The organism is Ruegeria sp. THAF57 (genome assembly GCF_903914075.1).
Taxonomy (GTDB): Bacteria; Pseudomonadota; Alphaproteobacteria; order Rhodobacterales; family Rhodobacteraceae; genus Ruegeria.
In genome coordinates this window covers 1-7,531 of sequence record NZ_CAIWNQ010000015.1, presented here as the reverse complement: position 1 = coordinate 7,531, position 7,531 = coordinate 1, and the positions used below count along the sequence as shown (strand labels likewise).

Here is a 7,531-nt window from a genome sequence, read left to right as displayed (position 1 = left end):
GATCGGAGCAACACCTATGGAAACATTTGACTATATCGTTGTGGGGGCCGGTACTGCCGGCTGCCTGCTGGCCAATCGCCTCAGCAAGGATCCGTCGAAACGTGTCCTGCTGCTGGAGGCCGGGAAAAAAGACAACTACCCGTGGATTCATATTCCGGTCGGGTATCTGTACTGCATTGGCAACCCCCGCACCGATTGGCTGTATCAGACCGAGCCCGACAAGGGCCTGAACGGCCGGACGCTGCGCTATCCGCGGGGCAAGACGCTGGGCGGCTGCTCGTCGATCAACGGCATGATCTACATGCGAGGTCAGGCGCGGGACTATGACAACTGGGCAAAGCTGAGCGGCGAGGAAGATTGGAGCTGGGAGAACTCTCTGCCTGACTTCAAGGCGCATGAAAACCACTACAAGCTGGATGGCGGGGCAGACCCCGCGACCGGTGACAACAGCCGCTTTTCCGACCTGCACGGGCATGGCGGCGAGTGGCGCGTTGAAAAGCAGCGTCTGCAATGGGACGTGCTGGATTCCTTTGCCAAAGCAGCGAATGAGGCAGGGATTGAATCGACAGACGATTTCAACGCGGGCGACAATGCCGGGGTCGGTTACTTTGACGTCAACCAGAAATCGGGCTGGCGCTGGAACACCTCGAAAGGGTTCCTGCGCCCGGCGAAAGAGCGTCAGAACCTGACCATCTGGACCGAGGCACAGGTCGAGCGTCTGACGTTTGACACGAGTGACGACGGCGCGACCCGCTGTTCCGGTGCGGTTGTTCGCCGTGCGGGCCAGCCCGTGACCGTCAAGGCGCAGGCCGAGGTCATTCTGTCCGCCGGGGCCATCAACTCGCCGCAGATACTGCAATTGTCGGGCATCGGGGATGGTGAATTCCTTAAATCGCAGGGCATCGACGTGGTGCTGGACGCGCCCGCCGTGGGTGAGAACCTGCAAGACCACCTGCAAATCCGCGCAGTGTTCAAAGTGGACGGGGCCAAAACCCTGAACACTCTGGCCAACAGCCTGGTGGGCAAGGCCAAGATCGGTCTGCAATATGCACTGCAGCGTTCGGGTCCGATGAGCATGTCGCCCAGCCAATTGGGTGCCTTCACCCGGTCGGACCCCAGCCGCACCCATGCCAATCTGGAATATCACGTCCAGCCGCTGAGCCTTGAGGCCTTTGGCGAAGACCTGCATGAATTCCCGGCGATTACGGTCAGTGTGTGTAACCTGAACCCCACCAGCCGTGGCCATGTGCGCATCCGGTCGAACAAATACTCTGACGCGCCGATGATCGCGCCGAACTATCTGGACACCGAAGATGACCGCAAAGTGGCCGCCGACAGTTTGCGACAAGTACGCGAGATCATGGCAAAACCGGCCATGAAAACCTACAACCCGCAAGAGTGGAAACCCGGCACCCAGTATCAGTCCGACGAGGAACTGGCCAAGCTGGCGGGCGATATCGCCAACACGATCTTCCACCCCGTCGGCACCGCCAAGATGGGCAGCGTGGATGATCCGACGGCTGTGGTTGACCCTCAGCTCAAGGTCAAGGGGATCAAGGGATTGCGCGTGGTCGATGCCTCGATCATGCCCGAAATCACCAGCGGCAATACCAACGCACCGACCCTGATGATCGCAGAAAAAGCGGCGCGTTGGATTCAGGCTGGTCAATAAGCTTGTATAAAGATCAAAGTCTCGGGTTCATGGGCGGACCCGGGGCTTTTCACGTCATATCGGGCGGCGTGCCCGACACTTTGCAGGGATAATGCACATGACAACTCACGCGTCCACAGAGCTGCCGCTTGACGGCGTCAAGGTGATCGACTTTGGCCAATATATCGCAGGTCCTGCCGTCGCCATGGTGCTGGCCGATTTCGGTGCAACGGTCATTCGGGTTGAAATTCCCGGCGGTCCTTTGTGGGAAAGTCCCGCCAACGCCACGCTGAACCGCAACAAAAAGATCGTGACGCTGGACCTAAAGACCGACGAAGGCATGGATCAAGTTCGCCAACTGATCGCCGAAGCCGATATTCTGGTCGAAAGCTTTCGTCCGGGCACCATGGCACGCATGGGTCTGGATTTCGCCGAGATGCGCAAAACCCGCCCCGAGCTGATTACGCTGTCGATCCCCGGTTTCGCCTCGAATGACGAGCTGCGCCGGGAATGGCGTGCTTACGAAAGCGTCATCGCCGCCTCGTCAGGTGTGTTCACAGACATGGGCCTGAACCGGGTTCTGATGGGGATCAACCCGTCCTTTTCGCCGCTGCCGCTGGCGTCTGCCTATGGCACGATGCTGGCTGCGTCCTCGGTCGTGCTGGCGCTGCAATCGCGTGAGCGCACCGGTTACGGCGACCAGATCGAAGTGCCGCTGGCCTCGGCAGTGATGGAGGGGCTCAGCTATAACTCGATCAAGATCGATGACTACCCTGACCGCTACAAGACCCAGCGCGAGCTTGAGATCGAGCGGCGGCGGATTGAAGGTCTGCCGATGAATGTCAGCTATGACGAGCTGCAAGAATTGCTGGACCCGTTCTATCGGTCCTACAAATGCAAGGACGGGCGGATGTTCTACGTGGTCTGCCCCAGCCACAAGGACCACGCCAAGCGGTGCCTCAAGAAACTGGGCATCTATGATGAGCTGGTCGAGGAAGGGCTGACCGAAGAAGAAGACACCTATCTGCCGATGTCCGAGTGGAAAAATGACGTGTCTCTGGGCGTCTATCCACTGCCGAAGGAATGGGCCGACAAGATTGCCGAGCGGATGAAAGAGGTGTTCCTGACACGCACGTCGAAGGAATGGGAGCGGATCTTCGGCCGCGGCAAATTTCCCGGCGCGCCCCAGCGTTGGCTGCAGGAATGGATTCACGACGACCACGCCGAAACTGCAGGTCTGATGATCGAGGTCGAAGACCCCGAGTTTGGCACCATGACCCAGCCCGGACCGATGGTCTGGCTAGAGGAAAGCGGCGAAGAGATGCTGGAACCGCGCGCACGGGAATGGGTGGATTTCGACACCGCGCTGGCATCGTTGCGGGACCGACCGACCGTGGTGCCCGATCCGGTGCCCGAGGACGAAAAAACCGGGTGGCTGGACGGTGTTCGCATTCTGGACTTGTGTAACGTGATCGCAGGCCCGCATTCGGTGGCCTATCTTGCCCGTTTCGGGGCTGAGGTAATCAAGCTGGACCCGGCCAAACCCTTCTACGACTGCTGGAATACGGTGATCTTCAGTATGACGCATGGCTCGGGCAAACGCTCGGTTCTGGCGGACATGAAATCGCCCGAAGGTCGTGAAGTGTTTGAAAAGTTGGTAAAATCCGTAGATGTGATCGTCTGGAATGCCACCGACGCGCAGGTACAGTCCGTAGGGTTGGACCGAGACAACCTGGCGAAGCTGAATCCCGATGCGATCTTCTGCAAGATGGATTGCTTTGGTGGGGTCCGCCGGGGTCCGCGGTCGAACTATCTGGGTTATGACGATCTGGTACAGGCCACGACCGGGATCATGCTTCGGTTCGGCGGGTCAATGGAAATGCCCGAAGAACATGCGCATGTGGGAACCATCGACGTGATGTGCGGTTTTGGCGGCTCGCTCGGGGTGGCGACGGCGCTGTATCAGAAGCTAAAAACAGGTCGCGTTGGTCGCCCGCGCACCTCGTTGGCGGCCCTAAGCGGGTTGGCGCAGATTCCGTACTGTTATGATTACGAACGCCGTGGCCTGTTCGATGAACCGGCAGGGCGTGAGTTCAATGGCTATGACGCGCTGACCCGTTTCTACTATACATCTTCCGACCGTTTCATCTTGCTCAGCGCTTATGAACACGATGTACCTAAACTGGCATCGGTCGAAGGGCTGGAGGGGTTTGAAGATGTCGCTCCTGAAGATCGGGATGCGTTTCTGGCTAATGCTTTCTATCAGGCCCGCGCCAGCGACTGGGCTGAAAGGCTGCAGGCAGCGGATGTCGGCGGTACCATATGTGAAAATATCGAGTCGCTGCGGTACTACAACTCGCGCCCTGCGGACGGGACACCGGGGATTGATCGCGGCAGTTATTCGTTCTCGGTCCACGAAGATCATCCCAGTGGCCACACGGTCACCCAACTTGATCCGTTTGCCATCCGGCCCGTTCGTGGCAAGGTTTACGCGCTGGCACCGACCGAGAAGTTCGGTGCCTCTACGCGTGCGGTCATGCAAGAGCTTGGGTATCCAAACGAGAAAATTGACCAAATGCTGCAATCGGGGTTCATCAGCGAAAGCTGGAGCAAGGAGTTTCTTCCGAGCTGATCCAGAAGCCGGTAGGATGGCATGTACCGATGGGCGAGGTTCAAACGACTGTACTTCGCCCATCGGTAAACCCAGCAATTGGTTTCACGTGCCGAGTTAGCCGGCCTTTTGCCAGTTAGGTGCGTGGTCCTTGTCAACCAATACGGCGCGCACACCTTCGGCAAGATCGGGGTGGCGGATCGCGTGGCGCATGGCTTCGAATTCTTGTGCCAGGCATTCCGACAAGGACAGTTCTTTACCCCTCCGCAGCAGTGTCAAAGTTTCCTGCAAGCTGCGGGGCGATGCATTTCGCAGTGCTTTCAACGCGGCCTCTTTCCGTTTACTGCGATTTTGTTCCAGACTTTTGACGATGGTGCGCAGAGTCGGCTGGCCAAAGCAGGCCGTGGTATCTGATAGCATCAGAATATCAAACTGATGCCCAGTGGATGCGCATAACTTCGACAGGGTCTCGTCTATTGGCTGAGACGAGTGGCACAAGTCGTCCAACAGTTCGGGCAAGGTTTCCGTTGCCGCCATGTGTGTCGAAATCCCAAGCCCATGCGCATCGAACCCGCGTACGGACGCGCCGGTCAGACCCATCCAAATGCCACAATATTCGGGCATGCGCGGCAGAAGATAGCTGCCGCCCACATCCGGAATAAAGCCAATCGCTGTTTCGGGCATCGCAAACAGCGCCCGTTCAGTGGCGATGCGATAAGTTCCGTGAACGGACAGCCCCATTCCACCGCCCATACATATTCCGTCAATCAACGAAACATAGGGTTTCGGAAGGACCGAAATCTTCTCGATCAAGGCATACTCTTCTTCGAAGAACTTTTCGGCTTCTGCGCGCTTTCCGTCCAGCACCAGTTCTCGTACACGGCGCATGTCTCCGCCTGCGCAAAATGCTCGGTCGCTGCTGGAGTTCAAGATCACACAGGACACGGCTGGATCTTTCACAAATTGATCCAGTGCCGTGTCGATCCTACGGATCATGTCCAGGTTCAGCGCGTTCATCGCCTCGGGCCGGTTCAGGGTGATAATGCCTGCACGCCCCCGTTTTCCGAAGATAACATGTGACATGTCAGTACACCTGCCGGGTTTCAACGGTTACGGAAAACCGGAGCACGCTTGGCGATAAACGCGGCCATGCCTTCCTTTTGACCGTCGGTCGCGAACGCGGCCTGGAACAGGCGGCGTTCATGCAGCACGCCCGGGGTCAGCCCGGTCTCCAGCGCGTTGTTCACCGCTTCTTTGGCCATTGCCACGGCAGGGGCGTTCAAACCAGCAATCTGATGTGCCGCCTCCAGCGCGGTTTGCAGCAGATCTTCGGTGGGCACCACACGGGCAACGATGCCCGATTCCTTGGCTTCGGCTGCGCCGATGGTCCGCCCGGTCAGGATCAGGTCCATGGCAAAGGCTTTGCCGATCGATTTGGTCAGACGCTGAGAACCCCCGATGCCCGGCAGAATGCCCAGTTTGATTTCGGGCAGACCAAATTGCGCGTCTTCGCTGGCGATGATGAAATCGCACATCAGCGCCAGTTCGAACCCGCCACCCAGCGCAAAGCCGCTGACCGCCGCGATCACCGGTTTCTTGATGAACCGCATCTGATCCCAGTCGGCAAAGATGTCATTTGCCAGCAGGTCCACCAGGTGCTTTTCGGCCATTTCTTCGATATCGGCGCCCGCAGCAAAGGCGCGAGGGCTGCCGGTGATGACCACGGCACCGATCCGGTCATCCGCATCGAATTCTTTCAGCGTCTGCATCACCTCGGCGGCCAGTTGCAGGTTCAGCGCGTTCAGGCTTTTAGGCCGGTTCAGCGTGATCAGGCCAACGCTTTCGCGGCGCTCGACAATGATCTCTTCCAGTGCGATGCGGGTCGATTTGGCCTCGGGTGCGGCTTTTTTGGCGGTATCGGCGGCTTTGGTCTTGTTGGTCGTCATGAGTTTTCTCCCGGAATCTGTTTCAGTTCTTAAGACCAAAATCGGTCCAGTTGGTGCCCTCGGCGGGTGCTTCATCGCTGTGCTTGGCCTTGGCCGAGCCGTTCTGATCGTAGGATTCGAAATCCGCCATCTTCTCGGCCAGAATCGCCTCGCGGTGCTGGTTCAGCCCCGGCGCGACCTGTGGTTGGTCAGGGTTCATATCCTTGTAGGCCGACAGCTTGATCGGGTTGCCGGCGGTGCGAAACGGTTTTTTGCCCTTGCCCTCGACCTGCACGATCATGTTGCGCGACAACAGTTGCGGATGGTCCAGCAGCTTGTCGATGGTGTTGACCGGGCCACAGGGCACACCGGCCTCGTTCAGCGCGTCCAGCCAGTGTTCCATCGGCATTGTGGTGGTGACAGCTTCGATCGCCTCGACCATTTTGGGGCGGTTGCGCACCCGCAGATCGTTGGACGCAAAATCCGGGTCCATCGCCAGATCGGGCGCGTTCAGCGCATCGGCCATCAGCAGGAACAACTGGTCGTTCCCGGCGGCGATGACAAAGCGTTCATCCTTGGCCTGAAACGTCTCGAACGGGGCCAGCGAGGGGTGGCAGTCGCCGGTGCGCGTGGGCACGACGCCTTCGACATCATACCGCGCCAAAGCGGTTTCCATCAGCGCTGCCTGACAGTCCAGCATCCCGATATCGACCCGCTCGCCCTGTGCGTTCTTGGTGCGTTTATACAGCGCCGACAGGATGCCGATCACACCGAACAGCGCTGCGCCCAGATCGCCAAAGCTGGTGCCGACGCGCGCCGGGCGTTCACCGGGCCAGCCGGTCAGGCTCATGACACCGCCCATGGCCTGCACGACCATGTCATAGCCGGGCAGATCGGTCATCGGACCGGAATGGCCAAAGCCCGAGATCGAGGCATAGATCAGATGCGGATGCGTCTTTGCCAGCCGTTCCGCGCCATACCCAAGGCGATCCATCACGCCGGGGCGGAAGTTTTCAACCAGAACATCTGACGTATCCAGCAACCGCTCCAGCAGCTCACGGTCGCGGGGCGATTTCACATCCAGAACGATGCTTTCCTTGCCCCGGTTGAAGCACATGAAATAAGCGCTTTCGGCATCAATGAAGGGGGGAAAGGCGCGCGTGTCGTCGCCTGTCCCAAATTTTTCAACCTTGATCACCCGCGCGCCCAGATCGGCCAGCACCATCGTGCAATACGGCCCCGCCAGCACGCGCGAGAAGTCAAGAACGGTGATCCCCGACAGGGGACCGCCTTCCAGTTTTTCGTCTTCGGGTTTTTGCATGGTTTCTCCTCCCAACCAGACAA

At 58.9% G+C, this 7,531-nt stretch carries 5 protein-coding genes; 2 read left to right on the top strand and 3 right to left on the bottom strand.

Annotated elements, in window-relative coordinates:
- The first annotated feature begins 16 nt into the window (after nucleotides 1–16).
- A complete protein-coding gene (locus RUESEDTHA_RS20700) occupies nucleotides 17–1,672 on the top strand; it encodes a GMC family oxidoreductase (protein ID WP_180888492.1) in 1,656 nt (551 codons plus the stop codon).
- Nucleotides 1,673–1,769: 97 nt separating this feature from the next.
- Nucleotides 1,770–4,283 carry a CoA transferase gene (locus RUESEDTHA_RS20695; RefSeq protein WP_180888491.1) on the top strand — a complete coding sequence of 838 codons (2,514 nt, stop codon included), beginning with the start codon at nucleotides 1,770–1,772 and terminating at the stop codon, nucleotides 4,281–4,283.
- Between the two features lie 96 nt (nucleotides 4,284–4,379).
- Here the strand turns inward: RUESEDTHA_RS20695 and RUESEDTHA_RS20690 are convergent, their stop codons facing one another.
- The 3 genes from RUESEDTHA_RS20690 to RUESEDTHA_RS20680 form a co-directional block, all read right to left on the bottom strand.
- Entirely contained in the window at nucleotides 4,380–5,345 is a 966-nt protein-coding gene (locus RUESEDTHA_RS20690; RefSeq protein ID WP_180888490.1) for an enoyl-CoA hydratase/isomerase family protein, read from the bottom strand.
- A 20-nt stretch (nucleotides 5,346–5,365) separates the two neighbouring features.
- A complete protein-coding gene (locus RUESEDTHA_RS20685; RefSeq protein WP_209197823.1) occupies nucleotides 5,366–6,139 on the bottom strand; it encodes an enoyl-CoA hydratase-related protein in 774 nt (257 codons plus the stop codon).
- Between the two features lie 91 nt (nucleotides 6,140–6,230).
- Nucleotides 6,231–7,508, bottom strand: coding sequence for a CaiB/BaiF CoA-transferase family protein (locus RUESEDTHA_RS20680; protein ID WP_180888488.1), 1,278 nt, complete (start codon nucleotides 7,506–7,508; stop codon nucleotides 6,231–6,233).
- Nucleotides 7,509–7,531: the final 23 nt, after the last annotated feature.